The sequence below is a fragment of the Bradyrhizobium sp. BTAi1 genome, from assembly GCF_000015165.1.
Lineage (GTDB): Bacteria > Pseudomonadota > Alphaproteobacteria > Rhizobiales > Xanthobacteraceae > Bradyrhizobium > Bradyrhizobium denitrificans.
This window is the reverse complement of record NC_009485.1, coordinates 617,547-635,607: the sequence shown is the minus strand read 5'-3', so window position 1 is coordinate 635,607 and position 18,061 is coordinate 617,547. Positions and strand designations below refer to the sequence as shown.

Genomic DNA, 18,061 nt, shown 5'->3' with positions numbered 1-18,061 from the left:
TTCCGGCTGACGAGCGACGCGGCAACTACATGTCCACGCTCATCGACAGCAGGTAGGTGCGCGGCGCACCGAGGAAGAAAGTCCCGAATGACGCCACGCTTGACCAGTAGCTCTCCCCGGTCACGTTCTGGATATTCGCGCGGAGCACCGTCTTTTTGCCGTTGATCATCGTTGTGTAGCGGGCCCCGAGGTCGAGCCGCGCCCAATCCGGAATGGACTGGCTGTTGCCCGCATCGATGAATTGCTTGCCCGTATAGATGACGGCGCCGTTCAAAGTGAGCCCTGCGACCCACGGCAGGTCCCATTCGAGGCCAAGATTGGCCTGCAGGTTCGGAACGCCGATGGGGGTATGGCCCACATTGGACGCGACCGCGCTCTTGGTCAGGGTCCCATCCAGAATCGCCAAGCCTCCGAGCACGCGGACGCTCTGCGTGAGTTCGCCGGCAACGTTGAGCTCGATCCCCCGTACCCTTTGCTCGGCGGTGGCCGCGAAGCGCCCCGCAAACAGCTCCCCGCTCGCCTTCGAGATCTCGAAGCCGCTGAGAGTGGTCGCGAGCCGGCCGAAATCGACCTTGATGCCGGCCTCATATTGTCTTGCGACATAGGGAGCGAGAACCTCGCCGAAATTCGAAGCTTGCTGCGGCGCGACGTCACCGCGGCTGAGGCCTTCGATGTAGTTTGCATACAGAGACAGGTGCTCCAAGGGACGGATCACGAGGCCAACCACGGGCGTGGTCGCGCTCTTGTCGTAGGACGACGTCAGCGTTCCAACATTGGACAGATAATTATTCGCCTCGATACCCTGGCGCCGGACGCCCAGGGTCAACAACACGCGCTCGTCGAGCACTGACAGCGTATCAGCGACCGACACGCCAGTGAGCGTGCTGTCCGAGAGCCGCGGACGCCCCGGCATATCGTTCACGAACTGAGTGGCACCGAGGCTCGGACTGTAGATGTTCGAGGTGACAAGCGTTCCGTTGGTCAAGCGCCGGTACAGCTCGTCATGATAGACCGAAGCCTGGACAGTCAGGGCATGGTGAACAATTCCGGTGTCAAATCGCGCGCGGAATCCGCCATCATAGGTGTATCGATCGATGTTCAGCCCAAAGAATTGCGGCGTCGACGTGGTATCGCCACGCGCATTGATGATCGTCGGCAGGCCGAAGAAGCGTGACACATCGGTTCGCGAGCCGCCGATATCGCCGAACAGCGTGACCTGATTGCTCAGATCATATTCGTTCCGCCACAACACGGATTTGTCGTCGATGCGCGACCATTCCCAGGGCTGGGTGACATTCAACTTGCCGTCCGGCGCCTTCGGCACCTGCACACCGGGAGCCATCAGGAAAGGCCGTACGGGCGCGTCGAACCGATCGGTCTGGGCGAGCAGATAGAGCCAGGACCTGTAGCGCTGGCCTTGGTAGTCGAGGGCAAGCGAGCCAACGCCGGTCGTCTCAGACTGACGGTCGATCGGCGTATCACCGCCCCGCAGACTGCCGCTCGCGCGCACGCCCCATTCCCGCCCGGCACCATAGCGTCGCGCGACGTCCCATTGCCCTCCGAACCGGGCGGTCGAGCCGTAATCCAGCGTGAAGCGGGTCAGATCCTCCCCGGCGCGCTTGGGCACGACATTGATGACACCACCGACGCCGCCATTCGGCGCGGCGCCCGACAGCGCAGCCGAAGGCCCTTTGAGCACCTCGATGCGCTCGATATAGTCGGTGAACAGCCGATAGGTCGGCGCGATTCCGTAGAGGCCCTCGAAGGCGAATTCCCCGCTGTTGCCTTCGCCGATCGGAAAGCCGCGAATGTTGAAGGAGTCGAGCACACCGCCGCCCGGATGAGTGCTGCGCACGGAGGGATCAAGGATCAGCGCATCCGCCGCTGTCGCGGCCTGCCGGTCCCGGATCAAATTGTCCGTATAGCTGGCGACATTGAAGGGCGACTTCATCGTAGGGACATTTCCGAGCAGCCCCACGCGTCCCCCGAGAGCGACCTGACCGCCGGCAAAGGCCGGCGCGACGCCGGGCGATGACGCCTCCGGTGCGCGATCAGCGCGTGACGGGGGCGGCGGCGCGCTGCGCCGCGAGGCGGACCGAGTGCGTGCGGGAGGCCGCTTGGCTGGCACGGCGCGAGTCGACCGAGCCGTGGGGGCATCAACCGTCACGGGCGGCAGCGCCATTTCAGCCTGCGGCTGAGAATGGGCGGGCATCTCGAACAACGTCACTCCACCCAACAAAGTCGCAACAAATGGAGCTACTGCTCCCCCCACGCGAGTACGCCGCATTCCCACCAAACTCCCCAACACAGGCCAGCATGCCGCATTGATCCCACGATCGGCCTGCGGTGACCGCGGATAACGAGTCGACTCGGCATCTGCTTCTGAGGACGCTGATCACGCTGCGGTCGGCTTCCTTAGAAGCTTACCCGCTAAGGTAGCGTTCACGCCGACAAACCGATCACAGATTGCCCTTACTTGTTTACCGCTTTGCTTAGGGCGACATTCGAGCGGCCGCAACGCAAATGCGTTCGCGACTAATTAGAATGCCTCGACGATCGATCATCTAATTATCTGACCCTATCGTTTAGATTCATCCTAAGGCGCGCCACGGGACATACTTCCCGAATGTACGCATGGCATTTTCCCGGAGACGGACGATGTCTAAACGATGCAGCGCATTTGAAGATGCCGCCAAACAGATGCCACGCCGATGAGTTGCGTGCATCGAATCTGTCTCAATTTGATTGCTGCGTGCAGGGGACCGATTTCCCGGAGCGCGCCTATGCGCACGGCCTTCCCGGCGGAAGTCAGCCGCTGCGAGGACGCCTTAGGCTCATCTCGGCGATGGCGGCACTCAGCTGAGCCTTACGCAACACAGCCGAGCAGAGGCATCGCTTCGCGATGACTCAGCATGATTGTCGAGCTCGATTGCGGTGAACTCACGACGTCGAAAGTGACATTTCGGTGAAACGGATCGAGCGACCACCCCCGCCACGGCATGAATGGGATCACACGGCCTCGGAGATGATTGCAGCACGATCGACGTTAGGCAGCATCTATCGATGCCGGCAGGGCATTCGGCGCATTCTCATGCGCGCAGCACAGGACTTGATAGCTGCACCTCGCCAGCGCCGCCTGACGGCAGGCAGGACAGGTGCTGAGTTGTCGATCAGGTTAGAGCTGGCCTTTCAGAGCGATGATCCACCGATCGCGATGAACAGGATCTCTCGCGCGGTCAAGATTGCGAAGCGGCCGGCGATGCCTCCAATCCGGCTTCCGCCGCTTTCGAATCCAAGTCGGCAATCCTTGGAAGCTCGCGTCCAATCCTCATCACAGGAGAGACTCGACGCGAAGCCGCCGCGATACCTCTTGCGCCAACGCAACGGCACACGTCATGCCAGGCGATTCGATGCCGAATAGATTGACGAGCCCTCCAACGCCATGGTCGGACGGCATGTCGACGACCCAATCCTGGGAGGCGCCAACAGAGCCGATTTTGGCGCGTATCCCCGCATAGGACGGCTGAAGACTCGCGTTGGGAAGACCGGACCAGAATTTTCGAATTGCAGCGTAGAATCCTTCGGCCCGCGCCGGCGGCACGTCATAGGACATCCGCTCGACGAGTTCGACATCCGGGCCGAATTTGGCGCTGCCGTCAACGTCCAGGGTCAAGTGAACACCAAGACCGACGCTGCCGGGAACGGGGTAAACCAGCCGGTTGAATGGGACAGGAGCCGTGCAGGTGAAGAAGTGCCCCTTAGCCAGATAGTGAGGCGGCACACGGTCGGCAGGATAACCTTCCAGACAAGCGGCAAGCATCGGCGCCTCAACGCCCGCGCAATTGAGCAGCAACCGGCACTCCAATTGGACCATGCCCTCCTCAGCCGCCAGCCAGAGCCGCCAACCAGCAGTCCCCAGTTCGCCTCGCACCACACGGCAGCTCATCGCGAATGACGCACCTGCGGCTTCGGCCTCGCCGCGCAACGACAACAGATAGGCCAGCGGATCGATGACGCCGGTCGACGGCGACAGAATGGCCGCGAAGCACGACAATTGAGGCTCCAACCGCCGCGCCTGGTCCGCATCGAGAATCTCGAGTCCGTCGACCCCGCATTCGGCGCCGCGGGCGGCGAGCCGCTGCAGGCCAACCACCTCATCTGCGTTTGCCGCGACGACAAGCTTGCCGACCTTCTTGTGCGGGATGCCCCGGCTCTCCGCGTAGCGATAGAGATCCCGATTGGCCCCGCAACACAGACGCGCTTTCAGACTGCCGGACGGGTAGTAGAATCCGGCATGGATCACCCCGCTGTTGCGCGACGACTGATGTTGCCCATGGCGCTTCTCGCGTTCGATGACCAGCACGTCGCGCCCGGCGGACGCCAGCTCCCGAGCCAGCGCAACCCCCACGATGCCCGCTCCAACGATGACAGTGTCCACCTCATACGCGTCATTCATCCGTCATCTCCGATGCTCGCTTGAGCCATGCAGCCAACGCGCACGCTCTCGATCTGCGAAGCGCCGTTGAAGCCGTCTTCCTGCCGCACCGGCCCGACCCGGCTCGCGCTGCGTGCCGGCGTCGTGAATGCGGGGGCGCCTTCTCTCAGGAGAACTGAGCCGCCACGAGGGAGGCAATGTCGGCGACCGGCCGCTCATGAAGACAACTGATCCGTTCATTCCGACCCAACGACGGAAACGCCGAACGCACGAGCGGATCATGACCGGGGACGACCCGATGCAGCTCGCCGAGCGCAAGTCGTTCGATATCGTCGAAGGCACGCAGCGCCTGCGGGAAACTATCCAGGATGGGAAATGGGCTCCGCCGGCTGTAGTTGGCCCAGAAGTGCGCCGCATCCGATGCAAGCACGATGACGCCACGTTCGGTGGTCACCTGCAGCGCCAGGCTCCCCGGCGTATGCCCGCCCACTTTCGCGGCCACGATGCCAGGGAACAGCGTCTCCCGATCGGCGGAAATGAGCCTCAGCCGCCCGGCGAACAGCAGCCCCAACACGTTCTGAATATCGGAGACGTCGTAGATCTTGCTGACCTGCGGATACAGCATCGCGGGACCGGTGCAATAGGCGAGCTCTTCATCGTGCACGAACACTCTCGCATTCGGAAACTCACTGAGCGCACCGGCGTGATCCCAATGCAGGTGGGTCATGACAAGATCCGTGACACTCGCCGGCGCGATCCCGAGCTCACGAAGCAGCACCCCTGGCAATGCGTGCATCACCCTGCCGCGGCGCTCAGCCGCACGGCCCAGGAAACACGTGTCGACCACGATGGCGCGATCATCTCCACGGATCACCCAGAAGAAATAATCCTGGGGCATCGCCGTATCGACATCGGCAGGCAGCGCATCGAAAAAGAAGTTCTTCCCCACCGTACGATGCGGATCGGACGCCACGTGGAGCGCAAAAACCTCGTACACCAGTCTACTCCATCAGATCGGACCACGACGTCCATCAAGACCATTGATGCAAGACTAAGACGGCCGCGAACCGTTCAGAAGCTATATCTGGCTCTATCATGCAGCGTCGATCCCAGCGGATTTGTCGTCCGATGTCCGGTGCTGTGATCGCCTGATATCGAAGCGAATATATAGTTCGACCTTCGCGACCAACGACACGCGCGTTTGCGACATCATGGCGATCCGCCCGCACCTCGCCGGCGCTGGCTGCAGCTCAATGCCATCGACAGCAGCAGATGTCCCAGCGCAAATGGCGACCGAGCTTCACTGGTGCAGGTTGTGAATGCGGGTTGTGAATTTCAAGCCGTGTCGCGCGAACGCATCCGCAGTCATCGGAGGCCGCGCGCCGTCTGCGCATCGCACAGACGAGCGCCGCCGCCGCAGACTTGCGCGCGGCCGGCGCCGGTCTCACAGCTCTCGCGCGCGCTCCCCGTCGAGCGGCACTCCCTCAATGCCGCGCAACGCCCGATGCCTCGCGGTCACGCGCGTCGGTCATGCGACGGGGACCCGACGCTCACGCAGCGCGAGCGCGCCGATCGTCACGCCGACCGCAACCGCGATCCAAGCAGCGACATACCCGCCGAGATCGGCAATCAATCCAAAGAGCGGCGGCGAGAGGCTGATCACGACGAGGTTGAGCGTCATGGCGAAACTCACGGTCGCAGCCACCGCCTCTTTCGGTGCATTTTCGCCCACCTGGAGCAGCCAGACCGGATACCAGCCGATGCCGGCGAGACCGAAGGCGGCCAATAGCGGCACCAGCAGGCCGGTCGAGGCCCCAGCGGGCAGCATCAACAGGGACAGCGTGAGACCCGCGCAGGAGATCATCAGCCAGCGCAGCGTTCGGGTGCGCCGCCCGGGCCAGAGCCGGTCGCTGATCGAGACCAGCGATACGCGTCCCACTACGCCTACGATCTGAGTCAGCGCGAATAACGACGAAGCCGTCAGGAGCTGCGCCTTGACGGCCGACGCGAGGTACACGACGACGAAGGTCGAGAAGGTGTACTGGAATCCCGCCATGATGGCGCCGGCGGCCAATGTCGCCTTGAATCCAGGTGTCTCGTTGATGATCTTGACGAGAGCGAAGAACGGAATGCGCCCCTTTGCGCCACCTTGGGGCGGCAGATCCCGATCGCGGTGCAGGGCGAGGAAAAGCAACGCACCGGCCATGCCGATGCCGGCCTGCACGAGGGTGACGTTGCGCCAGCCGGCACTGATTGCAAGCGCCGGAAGCAGCAATGCCGCCGCCGCCGTTCCCAGCGGCAGGCCGGATTGGCGGATGCCCATGGCGAAGCCGCGCTCGCTGGGGGGAAACCATTTGAGGATCGCGCGCGTGCCGCCAGGCTGCACCGATGCGTAGAACGCGCCGAGCGCCACCAGACCAAACAGAAGCCCGACATAGCTGTCGACAAAATGTCCGATCGCGAATGATACGGCACTCATCGCCAGCATGGTGACGCCGACGACCACGCGCTCGCCATAACGATCGATCGCCGTGCCCAGCGGGATCATGGAGAGGATCTGCCCTCCATTCATGGCAGCAAGCAGCGCCCCGGTCTGCGCCTCGCTCAGGACGAACGCCTCCCGCCAGAACGGCACCATCACATAGGATCCCTGCGACACGACCGAGGCGGTTGCCTGCGCCATCGACGCAACGACGAGCACGATCCAGCGATACCCGATCTGCCACGATGCCTTTTGCGGAAGCGACTGATCGACCTCACTCATGCGCGTTTCCCGACCGCCATTGGATCCCCCGGCTCGCGAGCGAGCTTGTTCGATAGCCGCGCCTGTTGCGGCAGATTACCCAGCACGGCCATTACCAGGGCATCCTCGGATGAACACCGAAACGCGTGATCGCTCCAGGCCGGCACGAGCAGAAGGTCGCCCGCCTGGACCGGCGCCTCATCGCCGCCGTCGCCAAACCAGACCACACCATGGCCGGACTGGATGATGAAGAGATGCCACCATGAATGAGAGTGCAGCCGCGTCGACGATCCCGCCGGCACGACCTGAACGGTCATCGAGAGTCCGTCCATGATCGTGAGCCCATCGATCGTTCCCGTGCTCGAGAGAGCAACGGTCCCGCGCTCGTCCTTATCAGCTGCATCCAGAACCTTGAGCAGATCCTTTCTTCGCCACAGCACGGGAGGCCGAGCGACGTCGGCGTCGAAATGCGCGCGATAATCCGCATAGCGGACGTAATCTCCCACCCTGAGCGACATGCTTCACTTTCTCCCTTCCGACCTGGGCCAGGTGCTGATCGATGGTCAGGTGGCACTGCGGCCTCTTCAATGGCTCGCTCGACCGAATTCCGACGCGCTCAGACCTGCGCCGCGCCGGACCTCCACAGCAAGCACCGCCGCAGCGCTGGTCGAGATCGATGAAGCCCGCCCGAATGCAGCACGCGGCTGCTCCATATAGGAGACGATTGCTGACAATCGGAAGCAATATTTGATGCTATCTGCGATTGTATATTCCAAACGTTGGTGACCGCGATCGCCAACGGAGCCCTGCGCTCTGCTGATATGACCGGACGGGAACGGGTTCGAGGCGTGTTGATCGGAGACTCCTGCCGCTGACGAGGCGCCAGCGGAAGCAACGCGTGAGTCCTGACGGCACATCACCGCGTAGGGAGGTGAGTGGCACACCGGGACCGGCCATCGGCGATGCTTCCACCCGCGTCGAGCCAGAGCCATATGCAGCTTCATTTCAAGTCCAATCGCCATTGACCTTGCCGCCATGAACGCGACCGATGAACGCAGACAGATGGGCCCAGGCGCACCCGCGTCTGAGGCCCACGACGACTGCTCAAGCCGTGGGGAGTCGTATCGCTCCGACGCTTCGAACGAGCATGGGCGCACGGTTGACAGTCATCGAGCGCGTGCGCCCCTCTTTGATCAGCGCACCGAGGCGTTCGTGAAGATCACGGATCTGATCGTCCAGCGCCTGCTTCGCGGACATCGCATCGTGCGTGACCAGGCTGTCACGAAGCCATCTGATCGGCTCCGTCATCTCCGCACGGCCGCTGTCGTCCTCGAAATACAGCCTCCTGACGAAGCGCGTCTGCTCCATCAGCCGGACAATGTGCTCACACAACACGTCGTTGTCCGGCAGGCGCGCGATATTCATGAAGTTCGCATCGGCCAACCGGAACAGATCCTGCTCGTCCAAACCGCCCTGCTCGGCCCGGATGGGCCAGCGCTCCGGCTTCGCCCGTGCAATTGCGTCCGTCAGCAGCGTGAAGAGAAGATCGAGATTGCCGCGCATCTGATCTTCGCAGAGCGCCTTCGCCACGTAGCCGCGGTTGGGCAGCGCCTCGATCAGGCCCTCCCCAGCCAGGCGGGCGAGAGCTTCCCGGACCGGCGTCGCACTCGACGACAGAAGAGCGGCGAGATCCTCGATATGCAGCTGCTGCCGCGGCCAGAATGCATAGTCGAGACACATTTCTCTAAGAGTTGGATATACTTTGGCTCTTCGCTTCAAAAGCGATCTGTCGAGACTCTGCACAAGCTCCTCCGGAGCATTTCGATCGTCACGCTCGCGCTCCCGCTGATGGAGCGACCGCTCGATCATGATGATCAATTGTGAAACAGGTTCTATGACCGCCCCACCATTCGACTGACGGTCACTCTCCTGCGCGGAACTCATCTCCTGCAAAAACTTGTCCGAACTCGGGCAAAATTAACTTTACTCGACCTAAAGTTGCGACAAAACTGCACGGGCGCCGTCAATGCCGGCTCGAAACCTGTCGAATTGCGGCAGCGACCGACGGAAGGTTCCCCGCATTGAGCGCCGCCAGACAGATCCGCCCATCGGCCACCGCGTGAACCGCGTGGTCGACTCTCAGCCGCTCGATCTCGGTGCGGGTCAGGCCTGAATACGAGAACAGCCCGCGCTGCGCCTTGATCGGCGCGAAATTTGCTCCTCGATTGCCGCCAGCGAGCTGGTCGACGAGCTCAGCCCTCATCAGCAGGATACGCCGGCGCATGGCATCGAGCTCGTCGATCCACGTCGTCTTCAATTGCGGATCGCCCAGAACCTCGGCGATGAGGAGAGCTCCGTTGCTTGGCGCGCTGGAATATAACGCCCGTGAGACCGCGCGAGCGCGTTCGCCGACGAGTGCCGCCTGGGCCTCGCTCTCGGTAACCACGAACAATAATCCAACACGCTCTCCGTAAAGAGAGAACGATTTCGAGAAAGAGACGCTGACGAAAATCAGATTGCACGATTGAGCTATGATGCGAACCGACTGCGCGTCGGCCTCAAGCCCTTCGCCAAATCCCTGATAAGCCAGATCGATGAAGGGAATCAGGCCGCGATCCGCCAGCACCTGCGCGATGTGATTCCATTGCGCCGGCGTCGGATCGAATCCCGTCGGGTTGTGGCAACACCCATGAAGCACAACGACGGTGCCCCGGGGAAGACGACCGAGATCCTGAAGCATGCCGTCGACATCGATGTTGCAGGATTCGACGTCGTAATATCTGTAGCTCGAAACCCGGGCCCCGACAGCGCGAAAGATTGCTTCGTGATTCGGCCAGCTCGGATCGCTGATCGATGCCATCGCGTCCGGCGCGATCGCTCGGGCGAGCTCCGCTCCGATGCGAACGGCGCCTGTACCACCGACAGTCTGGATCCACGCCGTGCGCCGGCGCAGATCGTCCGCCTGGTCTTCGCCAAACACGACCGGCATGGCCTTGTTCTTCAGATCGACCAACCCCTCCGCGGGCAGATAGGGCCACGGCCGGTTGCGCGATCGAAGGCGATGATCAGCCTCGCGCACCGCTGCCAATTGAGGAATCCGGCCTTCCTCGTCATAGTACATGCCAATGCCGAGATTGACTTTGTGAGGCCTGGGGTCTTCCGCAAACAGTCTGGCCGCCAGCATGACAGCATCGGGCGGCGTTGGAGACAGATTGATCAACATCGCTTGCATCCCCTCTCACAGAGCCACAGACGATAGGTCGCGAAAGCATCTTGGGCAACCTAAGAATGTATCAGAGAAGGACAACTATTCGTTAATCCGACATGGCATGGTCGGCAGCAACAACTATCAAGCCGTGCGGCATGTCTGATTCGAAGGACATCGAATCAACGAGATCGCCCTTAGGAAGAACATTCCGCAAGGGACGGATAGGCGCTTAGTTTTTTTCAGTCGACGGCCATCGGATGGCTGTGATCGGGGCGCGGCCGGAATCAATTGAATGCCGATTACGGCTTTGTCCAGGCATATCAGTCAAGGCTGATGAGGTGACGATTCCGATCGCGTGAGGACTGCACGATTCCCCGATCGTCGAATTGAGACGATTGCAACATGCTCATGATCTTCAGCAGAGCCAAGTGCATCTCGTGCATCGTCGGGAGCGCAGACGTCACGCGCGGTCCGGCTCCTTCTCTCGCCCACAGCGCGCTGGCGATCACGTCGTCTTGTCGCCTTGCGCTCCTCAATTCGATGCATCGCTGAAGGGCCGTTGTCATCATCGAGAATGCGGCACCTGCCCCTGACCGTCGGGCGAAGACAATCCACGAAATCGCGCGAGGCGCCCTGGATGGGGCCGAGGCGGCTTGCACGACCGGATTCGGTCGGGGACATGCCGGGGACGCGAGATCCTTGGCAACCGATGCTCTGCAGTGCACGTCATCCGCCTGCGCGCATGTCTCGTCTCGCCGGGCGATCATCTTACGGTTTGAATTCTCCGCCGAAAACGTGCTGTAATGGATTTCAGTGATTACGATTGGATATGGCTCCAAATGCCATCGCTTGATCCCGAATCTGTAGAAGCATTTGTTCTGACCGCGGAGTTGCGGAGCTTTACACTTGCGGCCCAGAGCTTGAACACGACGCAGGCCGCCGTGAGCTTGAGGATCAAACGGCTCGAAGAGCGACTTGGACAGCGCCTGCTCGACCGGACACCGCGCAAAGTGAGCCTGTCCCGCGAGGGTGAGAGATTTCTCGATCCCGCGCGCGAGCTCGTGAATGCCTACAAGCGTGCGCTCGCCGCGCTGTCTCCCCGAACCATCCGGCTGACGCTCGGGATCACGCATCATCTGGTCGGGCCTGGACTTCCCGTGGCACTGGAGCGGGTCGGTGGAAACGATCCCAATCTCGTGCTCGATCTCCGGATCGGAGATACGCGCGGCTTGCTCGAGCTCCTCGACAGCGGGAAGGTGGACGCCGCAATCATCCTGCGGCACGGCGAGAACCGCCGCTCGGGCGAGCGGTTGTTCAATGAGCGCTTCTCCTGGTTTGGCTCGCCCGATCTCAAGGTGGGACGATCGGAGCCGTTGCCGATCGCAATCCAGCCCGAGCCCTGTCAGGTGCGCGAACTAACGGTACGAGCCTTGACGAGGGCCGATATTCGCTGGCGAGAGGCGATCGTTGGCGGCGGCGCAATCGCGGTGGGCGCCGCGGCGACCGCGGGATTGGCAATTGCCGCGATGGCCCGAACCGCGATGCCGGCAGGGGTCATCGACGTGACTCAGCGCTTCCATCTGCCACCGCTCCCGGAGAGGGAAGTCGTGCTGCATTCAAACGCCCGAACGGCCGCATCACGACAGGTGCTGTTCACCGTCGCTCGCGCGATTCAGACTGCAGCGCAGCCGACAGCAGACTAGCGCGCTGGCGGTCTTGGCCGGCGAACGCTTCGCGGCCAGTGTGCCCGAGCAGACCACCGCGACGACATTCTGCGCGTTGTCAATCATTGCGCGTGCGGCGCACCGTTGCCGCCACGCCATTCCCGGACGATCTTTGCGCACCGCGCTGGCAAGCAAACATCCGGAGTCAGCTGGCTGCGCGCAATGTCCGACCTCTGAGCAGTGAGAGCGCGCTGACGGCCACCGGCAGGACGAGCGCGATCCACGCAACCGCATAGCCGGATTGATCCACCAGAAGACCAAAGATGAACGGCCCGGTCGCCATTGCGATCATGCACAAGGTCGTCGCCAGGCTAACGGTCGAGGCAATCGAACTCCGCGGCGCCATTTCGGCAACCTGCAGAAGATAAAGCGGAAACCAGCCGATACCGAACACGCCGAGGAGGATGAGAAGCAACACGATGGCCGCTTGCGGGGTTCCGGCCTCGAGCAGGGCGAAGCTTCCGACGGTCGCGGCCGCGATCATCATCGTCCAGGCCAGAGACCGGATGCGCCGGCCGGGAAACCAGCGGTCGCTGAGCGACGGCAGCAGAATGCGGCCAGGTATTCCAAGCAGCTGGGCAAACGAGAACAAGGAAGCCGCGGTCTTGACGGATAGGCCGAGACCGCTGGACAAGAACCCGATCACATGCGCCGTCAGGGTGAACTGCAATGCAGACATCGTTACGCCAGCCCACAGCACCGGCCAAAAGAGCGGATCTTGTCCCACGGCTTTGAGCAGATCTCTCAGCGGCAGGACCCGCTCCGTCGCGCTCATCGGCTCCAACGGCTCGCGGTAGAATGCCCAGAACATGGCGCCACCGGCGACGGCGACGCTTCCGAGAAGAAGTGCCGAGGCGCGCCACCCATAGGCATAAGCCGTCAGCGGCAACGACACCGCCGCCAGCGCCGTTCCGAGCGGAACAGCGGCTTGACGAAACCCGGTCGCCAGACCGCGCCGATGCGGAGGAAACCAACGGATGATCGCGCGTGTGCCCCCCGGCTGAACTGCCGCATAGGTCATGCCAAGGAAGGTCATGCAGGCCAGCGTCGCCCAGAAGCTGGTCGCGAGGCCGGCACATAGGAAGGCGGCGGCGCCCATTCCCAACATCATCAAGGAGACGACGATCCTCTCGCCATGACGGTCGATCGCCTTGCCGAGCAGAAACATGGTTATGATCTGGCCGCCGTTCATGAACGTCACAGCCAGCGACGCGACGGCCAACGAGATATCGAAGGCCTCGCGCCAGATCGGCACCATCACGTAGACGCCCTGAGCCACAAAAGAGCCAGCGGTCTGTGCCGCAACGGCGATCGCAAGCACCGTCCAGATATTTGTCGGCGCCGTCTCAACGGACTGCGACTTGCCGGCCACGATCGTCATCATTGCTCCTCTGCCACGCGACCCTACTAATCGGCGCCTGGAATGAAAGCTCGCGCCCGGAGCTTTCAGTGATAACGCTTTGATATGCCCGTCGACCCTGACCGAATCTGACGGACGCGGACCAGCCGTCAGCCCGCAACGCAGGTCTGCCGACGGACAAGACGATCTGCGCGACGCGCCCTGTCGCGCAGGCTTGCTGTGACCTGCGATCAGCGGCAACCGACTTGAATCAAGGCTCGCTTAGGACCAGACAGTCTGACGGCGCGGCGACGCGGCGCATCCAACCTCGCGTATCCGCGACCAGCCCTCGCTGGATTTCGGATATGGCCTGCGACAGCCGCTTCGCCAGGCTCTGCGCCTCCCCGGCGGCCGCCAATCGATGTTCGCGCCCCCGCCGGGCGATGACGCCGACCGGAGCGACGTGAACGGCTGTGCCACTCAGGAACACCTCATCAACATCACCTGCATCGATCCCGCTCAGCAGCTCCGTAACCGAAATTTCCCGTTCGATCGCGCTCAGGCCCCAGTCTCGGGCCACTTGCAGGATCGTCTCTCTCATCACGCCCGGCAGAATGCGACCGTTGAGCGGCGGCGTGAGCAGGTCGCGCCCGCGGCGAACGAAGACATTCGTGATCCCCGCCTCCTCGATGAACTCACGTTCAACCGGATCCAGCCAGAGAACGTTGTTGAAGCCGCTCCTTCGCGCTGCTTCGAGCGCGATCAATGTTCTGCCGTAGTTTCCCGATGTCTTCGCATCTCCTCCGCCGCCGGGCGCCGCGCGGGCAAAGTCCTCGCTCACCATCAATCTGAACGGCGCCATGCCGTCGCGGTAGAGCGCGTCCACGGGCGTCGCGACAATGAAGAACAGGTAAGTCGTCGATCTGCGCACACCGAATGCCGCTTCGTCGGCGACCATGACCGGTCGCAGATACAGCGACGATTCCGCGCCAGCCGGCACCCAATCGCGTTGCGCGTCCACCAGGGTGCTCACTGCCTCGATGAACAAGCCCTCCGGCATCTCGGCCATCTCCATGCGCCGTGCAGAAGCGCGGAAGCGCGCCGCGTTGCGATCCGGTCGAAACAGCGCGATCGAGGCGTCGGGGGATCGATATGCCTTCATCCCCTCATAGATCGCCTGGCCATAATGCAGCACCAGCGCGCATGGGTCGAATGCGAGCGTCCCATAGGGGACCAGGCTCGGCTTTTCCCAGCCAGTCCCGTCGCTGTACCGACAGAGCACCATCGCGTTGGTCATATATTTGCCGAACCCCAGAGCACCGCCGAGATGCGCAAGGGGCGAGCGGGCATCTTGTTGCATCACCGCACCCCTTCTTCAGCCAGGACTTCAGCTTGAGCCGCCGCAGCATGCGGCGCTGCTCCCGATGCGAACGACGCGAGGAGATCATCCACGAGTCGCGCAGCATCGGCCAGTTGGCTCGAGCGCCGGCCGGGCCGCGGGAGTGCATGGGTATGAAAGCGCGGCCCTTCGGTGACGAAGCCGATTCCCCAGATGCTTCGATTTGGTGATCCGTCAGCTCGCAGCAGCCGCAGGCCGCGATCCACGTCGAGACCGTGCGGATGATAGTTGCCGTTGCAGAATGGCCGGGCGATGCCCCGCTCCACCAGATTTCGCGACAACGGCCGAACGTCCTCGAGCGGTCGGTGACCAAACACCCGCGCCGTGACGAGAACGTCACCAGCGACGCACTCCTCTTTCGATCCGAACGTCGTCTGAACCACGAAGCGCGCAAGACCTTCATCAAGGCGAATCCTGGCTCCCGCGCCGCCTGCCCAGTCGACCACGCCGGCCTCGATCAGGGCCAGCAATTCAGCGTTGCGCCTCAAGGGCGGACCGAATGTGATCCGATTCGTCAACGGAACAAACACCTCGACGACGTAACGATGGGACTCCGGCGTCAGTCCGCCGAACTCGATGGCCGCAGACAGACCGTCTCGGAGATCCCGGATGGCATCCGTCGCCGCTTTCAACGGGCTGTCCACATTGCCTCGGACGGCCTCCGCCAAATCGTCGCGCAGGTACTTCACGACGCGTGATCGCAATTCACTCAGTCCGCCGCAAGACAACAGCTCCTTCGGCTCGAAGATCCGGTCGATGATCGCGTCTTCCGTCGGCGTGGGCCGGAAGTCCTCCACATCGATCTTTCGCCGCTGCTCGGCGCACCGATACGCGAACGCCATGTCCTTCCGGATCAGCGGCAGGATGTCGGTCAGGAAGTCGAGCTTCCCCATTCCGCCGGCGGCAGATCGCGCCCGAATGGCGTCGACAGCTGGTCTGGTGAGGAATTGAGCGACATGCCCTCCGTCGACCCCCTTCTGGTTGACCCCTCTCGCTCCGTAGGGAAGCGACTGGCGCGAGAACAGACGAATGAGCGGTTCCTCGCCGGAACGGATGTAGCGCAGCCCGCCGCCTGTCTCGACGAACCCGCCTCCTCGACCGGCGGTCAGGTCGGCAATGACATCGTACGCCGTCAATCCGAGACCCTGAACGAGCACCACGTCGGACCGGGAGATCTCCGCCAATCGCGAGGTGGGGTACGGATTGCCGATGTATCTGAGCCGACTGTTTCGCGACCGATTACGTGTCACGAACGACTGGATTTTGAGCTCTTCGGGCGAGGGCTGGAGCTCGCAATGCCCCGTCGCGATGATCAACGCGTCCCACGGGATGCGGTCACCGTTTTCGAGATGCACGCGGCGCGGATGCTCCGAGACGTCGATGGCGGTCGTCCGGTGGTGTTTCACCGTCATCGCTTTCGGCGCTCGCTGCAGCACCATCCTGAATGCGTCGCGGAGATACTCGCCCAGCATGGCGCGCGGAAGATAATCGAGCTCTCCGATCTCCTCACCTCCGGCGGCCTGACGATACTCGGTGCCGAACCGGCGGTAACCCTGACGACGCGCCCATTCTGTGAAGGACGGCCCGCTCGGCGGCGACTTTGGCTCGAGCCTGTTCGTCGGCGAGAACATCGTCACCTGTGACGCAAGCGTATTCGTGAGCAGTTGGCTGGACTGATTGGCGACATGCACGCCGGCGCACGGCTCGCCTGGATCGATGAGATGCACCACGACACCGGGAAGCGCCGAGTCTGACGACAACCGCCAAGCCAGATGTTCGATCACGTTGAGCGCGCGCGAGCCGGCCCCGATGATTGCGACCGATATCTCACTCATGTCCGACCTCCTCGGCTTCCAGGCGATGTTCGCCGCTTCTCTGCGCCAAGAGCTCGGCGTACGGCCTGTCGAAAAAGAAGCCGTCTTCGCCTTCGGGGGGCACGAGCTCGTTGATCCAGGCCGCATCTGCAGAATATTTGGCCAGGAATGGCCGATGCAGCCACTCCTTGCGCCTTGCCTGCAGGAACGACAGCACGAAATAGTCGTCATTTCCGATCGCAAGCCGGCCGAGAACGTGGATCTTGCCCGGCCCCGCGCTCATGACCGGCCCGCGCGCCGTGCGGCAAATCCCCGACACCGCGGCAGCGGCCGCCTGGTAGATCGCCAGCGCGCGATCGAGGCTGATGCGGAAGTAGTGGTTCGCGCCGGTATCGCGCTCGACGAACATGTAATACGGGATCATTCCCATCGCGACCTGGTCGCGCCAATTGCGACGCCACACCGCGACATCATCGTTGACATGGCGCAGCACCGGACTTTGCGTGCGGATCACCGCACCGGACCTTCTCAGCGCCTCGACGGCCCGATGAACCGGCTCGGGCGTCAGCTCACGCCAGTGATTGACATGCGCCATGACAGCGACCTGCTTTCCTGAATCGGCGACCCGAACCAACAGCCGGTTCAGTTCCTCCGCCTCCGCGCCGACATAGAATCGCTGCGGCCAATACGACAAAGCCTTGGTGCCGATACGGATGTTCGTCACATGTGAGAACTCCGGCGCCAGCAGCGGCTCGAGGTAATCGGCCAGCCGCCGGCTGCTCATGACGAACGGGTCCCCGCCCGTGAGCAGCACATCCGTGATGTCGCGACGTGTCCGCAGATAGGCGTAGAGCCGCTCTCCGTCCCGCGCCTCGAACCGGTCGACGGCCGAATCCACAAACTGCGGCCATCGAAAGCAGAACGAGCAATAAGAGTGGCAGGTCTGGCCCTGCTTGGCAAAGAACAATGCCGTCTCGTCATATTTGTGCTGCACGCCTTCCAGGGAGGCCCCTTCGAACAGCGGAACATTGACGATCTGGTCGGAGCTGTGCGGATTCATGTCCGCACGGATACGCTGCACTTCGGCGGCGATCGCGACTTCATCCCCTCGCTCAAGAAGATCATCAAGGACCTCCCGATCGCCATCCTGCAGCATGTCTGGATGCGGGAAGACCAACCGGAACATCGGGTCATCCGGAGCCGCCCCCCAATCGATCAGATTGTCGAGGACGTAACTGTTGACCTTGAACGGAAACACCATTGCCGCGAGATGGATGCCACGAACCAGACGCGGCGGCAGAGACTTGAGCTGCGGCACCTGCGACAGGCGATGGTTGGTGTAATAGATCAATCGCTCCGGTGGTTGCGCGACATGTGGCTGCATTCCGGTCGTACGAGG

The 18,061-nt window shown here is 62.6% G+C and carries 12 protein-coding genes; 1 reads left to right on the top strand and 11 read right to left on the bottom strand.

Features of this window, described 5'->3' with window-relative positions:
* Nucleotides 1-25 precede the first annotated feature (25 nt).
* The 7 genes from BBTA_RS02935 to BBTA_RS02905 all read right to left on the bottom strand — a co-directional run bounded on the left by BBTA_RS02935 (nt 26) and on the right by BBTA_RS02905 (nt 10,401).
* Entirely contained in the window at nt 26-1,951 is a 1,926-nt protein-coding gene (locus BBTA_RS02935) for a TonB-dependent siderophore receptor (protein WP_244424316.1), read from the bottom strand.
* Nucleotides 1,952-3,331: 1,380 nt separating this feature from the next.
* Complete coding sequence (locus BBTA_RS02930) at nt 3,332-4,456, bottom strand: NAD(P)/FAD-dependent oxidoreductase (protein WP_012040950.1); 1,125 nt, start codon at nt 4,454-4,456, stop codon at nt 3,332-3,334.
* A gap of 145 nt (nt 4,457-4,601) precedes the next feature.
* Nucleotides 4,602-5,432 carry an N-acyl homoserine lactonase family protein gene (locus tag BBTA_RS02925; protein WP_012040949.1) on the bottom strand — a complete coding sequence of 277 codons (831 nt, stop codon included), beginning with the start codon at nt 5,430-5,432 and terminating at the stop codon, nt 4,602-4,604.
* 531 nt (nt 5,433-5,963) lie between these two features.
* The gene (locus tag BBTA_RS02920) at nt 5,964-7,199 is read right to left on the bottom strand and encodes an MFS transporter (protein WP_012040948.1); all 1,236 of its coding nucleotides are present in this window, start codon (nt 7,197-7,199) and stop codon (nt 5,964-5,966) included.
* Nucleotides 7,196-7,696 carry a cupin domain-containing protein gene (locus BBTA_RS02915; protein WP_012040947.1) on the bottom strand — a complete coding sequence of 167 codons (501 nt, stop codon included), beginning with the start codon at nt 7,694-7,696 and terminating at the stop codon, nt 7,196-7,198. The genes BBTA_RS02920 and BBTA_RS02915 overlap by 4 nt, the downstream gene beginning before the upstream one ends.
* Nucleotides 7,697-8,282: 586 nt before the next feature.
* Nucleotides 8,283-9,122 (bottom strand): GntR family transcriptional regulator, encoded by an 840-nt coding sequence (locus tag BBTA_RS02910; RefSeq protein ID WP_083780586.1) that lies wholly within the window; start codon nt 9,120-9,122, stop codon nt 8,283-8,285.
* A gap of 79 nt (nt 9,123-9,201) precedes the next feature.
* Entirely contained in the window at nt 9,202-10,401 is a 1,200-nt protein-coding gene (locus BBTA_RS02905; protein ID WP_083780753.1) for an amino acid aminotransferase, read from the bottom strand.
* Nucleotides 10,402-11,189: 788 nt separating this feature from the next.
* On the opposite strand from BBTA_RS02905, the gene BBTA_RS02895 reads away from it, so the two are divergent.
* A complete protein-coding gene (locus tag BBTA_RS02895) occupies nt 11,190-12,089 on the top strand; it encodes a LysR family transcriptional regulator (RefSeq protein WP_012040944.1) in 900 nt (299 codons plus the stop codon).
* Between the two features lie 166 nt (nt 12,090-12,255).
* On the opposite strand, the gene BBTA_RS02890 is transcribed toward BBTA_RS02895, so the two are convergent.
* From BBTA_RS02890 to BBTA_RS02875, 4 genes are all read right to left on the bottom strand, one after another.
* Complete coding sequence (locus BBTA_RS02890; protein ID WP_148221577.1) at nt 12,256-13,491, bottom strand: MFS transporter; 1,236 nt, start codon at nt 13,489-13,491, stop codon at nt 12,256-12,258.
* A 229-nt stretch (nt 13,492-13,720) separates the two neighbouring features.
* Entirely contained in the window at nt 13,721-14,809 is a 1,089-nt protein-coding gene (locus BBTA_RS02885; RefSeq protein WP_148221388.1) for a branched-chain amino acid aminotransferase, read from the bottom strand.
* Nucleotides 14,809-16,683 carry an FAD/NAD(P)-binding protein gene (locus BBTA_RS02880; protein ID WP_012040941.1) on the bottom strand — a complete coding sequence of 625 codons (1,875 nt, stop codon included), beginning with the start codon at nt 16,681-16,683 and terminating at the stop codon, nt 14,809-14,811. Before BBTA_RS02880 ends, BBTA_RS02885 begins: the two co-directional genes overlap by 1 nt.
* Nucleotides 16,676-18,046 (bottom strand): KamA family radical SAM protein, encoded by a 1,371-nt coding sequence (locus BBTA_RS02875; protein WP_201767750.1) that lies wholly within the window; start codon nt 18,044-18,046, stop codon nt 16,676-16,678. The genes BBTA_RS02880 and BBTA_RS02875 overlap by 8 nt, the downstream gene beginning before the upstream one ends.
* Nucleotides 18,047-18,061 lie beyond the last annotated feature (15 nt).

Coding starts and splice junctions, on each gene's coding strand:
- BBTA_RS02935 (WP_244424316.1), bottom strand. CDS start 1,951: ATGAAGTCGCCCTTCAATGTCGCCAGCTATACGGACAATTTGATCCGG.
- BBTA_RS02930 (WP_012040950.1), bottom strand. CDS start 4,456: ATGAATGACGCGTATGAGGTGGACACTGTCATCGTTGGAGCGGGCATC.
- BBTA_RS02920 (WP_012040948.1), bottom strand. CDS start 7,199: ATGAGTGAGGTCGATCAGTCGCTTCCGCAAAAGGCATCGTGGCAGATC.
- BBTA_RS02915 (WP_012040947.1), bottom strand. CDS start 7,696: ATGTCGCTCAGGGTGGGAGATTACGTCCGCTATGCGGATTATCGCGCG.
- BBTA_RS02910 (WP_083780586.1), bottom strand. CDS start 9,122: ATGAGTTCCGCGCAGGAGAGTGACCGTCAGTCGAATGGTGGGGCGGTC.
- BBTA_RS02905 (WP_083780753.1), bottom strand. CDS start 10,401: ATGTTGATCAATCTGTCTCCAACGCCGCCCGATGCTGTCATGCTGGCG.
- BBTA_RS02895 (WP_012040944.1), top strand. CDS start 11,190: ATGGATTTCAGTGATTACGATTGGATATGGCTCCAAATGCCATCGCTT.
- BBTA_RS02890 (WP_148221577.1), bottom strand. CDS start 13,491: ATGACGATCGTGGCCGGCAAGTCGCAGTCCGTTGAGACGGCGCCGACA.
- BBTA_RS02885 (WP_148221388.1), bottom strand. CDS start 14,809: ATGCAACAAGATGCCCGCTCGCCCCTTGCGCATCTCGGCGGTGCTCTG.
- BBTA_RS02880 (WP_012040941.1), bottom strand. CDS start 16,683: ATGAGTGAGATATCGGTCGCAATCATCGGGGCCGGCTCGCGCGCGCTC.
- BBTA_RS02875 (WP_201767750.1), bottom strand. CDS start 18,046: ATGCAGCCACATGTCGCGCAACCACCGGAGCGATTGATCTATTACACC.